The following is a 1,853-nucleotide window of genomic DNA, read 5'->3' as shown; positions in this document are numbered from 1 at the left end:
TGGGCGCGGGCCTTTCGGGGGCCGTGATCGGCCGCCATCTGGCCGAGGCAGGCCATAGCGTCACCGTGATCGACAGCCGCCCCCATGCCGGCGGCAACTGCCACACCGAGCGCGATGCGGACACCGGCGTGATGGTGCATGTCTACGGCCCGCATATCTTCCACACCGATGACGCTGAAGTCTGGGACTATGTGAACAGTTTCGAGACCTTCAAACCCTACAAAAACCGGGTGAAATCCACCACCCGCGGGCTGTCGGGGCAGCAGGAAGTGTTCTCGCTGCCGGTCAATCTGCACACCATCAACCAGTTCTTCCGCAAGACCATGCGGCCCGAAGAAGCGCACAGCTTCATCGTCAACGAACAGGCCGATACCTCGATTGAAAACCCTGAGACCTTTGAAGATCAGGCGATGCGCTTTGTCGGCAAGGACCTTTATGAGGCCTTCTTCAAGGGCTACACCATCAAGCAATGGGGCATGCACCCCTCCGAGCTGCCCGCAAGCATCCTGAAGCGGTTGCCGGTGCGGTTCAACTATGACGACAATTACTTCTTCCACCAGTTCCAGGGCATGCCCGAGAATGGCTATACCGCGATGATCGAGAAGATCCTCGATCATGAGAACATCACCGTTCAGCTGGAGACCGAATTCAGCGCGGAGATGGGCGAAGCCCATGACCACGTGTTCTATTCCGGGCCGCTCGATGGCTATTTCGGCTATGAGCTGGGCCGCCTTGGCTACCGCACCCTGGATTTCGAGCGCTTCACCCATCAGGGCGACTACCAGGGCTGCGCGGTGATGAACTACGGCGAGGAAGAGGTGCCCTATACCCGGATCACCGAGCACAAGCATTTCAGCCCCTGGGAAAGCCACGAGGGCTCGGTTTTGTACCGCGAGTTCTCGCGGCTGGCGGAGCCCGGCGACATTCCCTATTACCCGGTCCGCCAGGTGAAGGAGAAGGAACTGCTGGCCGCTTATGTGAAGCTGGCGGAGGAAACCCGCGGCGTCACCTTTGTCGGCCGTCTGGCCACCTACCGCTACCTGGACATGGATGTGACCATCCGCGAAGCCCTGGACGCCGCCCGCGGCTTTGCCGGTGCTGCAAAAACAGGGCAACAGATGCCTGCATTTTTCGTGCCGCCGCTGGGTTGACAGCCCTTCCAATACGGCCCCGGCACAGTCGGCTTCCGCCAAAAACACAGCCCCGGTTCCACCGCACAATCCCCCATTGAACGAGAACCTCATCAATGTCTATAACCCCGGTGGAACGATCGTCTCCGCATCGCTCCGGCAATGCATCCATCCTGCCGGTTAGAAGCCGCGGCGGCAGATAAGCAGCAGTGAAAGCAGGCCTTATGAAACGTATTGTTTGTGACCTCGATGGCACGCTGACAATCGACACGCCCGGTGTTGGTTATGCAGACAAGAGCCCCAATCCGGATGTCGTCGCAGCCCTGACCGAATATCACCGCAAGGGGTTTGAGATTGTGATTGCGACCGCCCGCAATATGCGGACCTATAAGGGCAACACGGGCAAGATCACCCGCAATACCGTGCCTGTGATCCTGGAGTGGCTCGACCAGCACAATATCCCCTGTGATGAGCTGCAAATCGGAAAGCCCTGGTGCGGCACCGAAGGGTTTTATATCGACGACAAGGCTATCCGCCCGGATGAGTTCGCCCGGATGAGCCACGAGGAAATTAATGAACTTCTGGGAATTACCCCATGACTGAGGCCGTGCAGGCCACAGCGGCCCTAGTGACCTCGGCGGCATATGTGAACACTGAGCTGGCTGCCGAATACGGCCGAATCCCGCCCGCCTTCCTGCCCTTCGGGCACCAGCGCCTCTATCA

2 protein-coding genes are annotated in these 1,853 nt (G+C 59.3%); both read left to right on the top strand.

Going from position 1 to position 1,853, the window contains the following annotated elements; genetic code table 11:
* A partial coding sequence (gene glf, locus A2I95_RS34810; RefSeq protein WP_291737134.1) for a UDP-galactopyranose mutase occupies window positions 1-1,151 on the top strand: 1,151 nt, incomplete at its 5' end.
* A 203-nt stretch (window positions 1,152-1,354) separates the two neighbouring features.
* Window positions 1,355-1,729 carry an HAD hydrolase family protein gene (locus A2I95_RS34805; protein WP_291737133.1) on the top strand — a complete coding sequence of 125 codons (375 nt, stop codon included), beginning with the start codon at window positions 1,355-1,357 and terminating at the stop codon, window positions 1,727-1,729.
* Window positions 1,730-1,853: the final 124 nt, after the last annotated feature.

Source organism: Leisingera sp. F5 (assembly GCF_001593695.1).
This window is presented reverse-complemented; position numbering and strand designations above follow the sequence as displayed.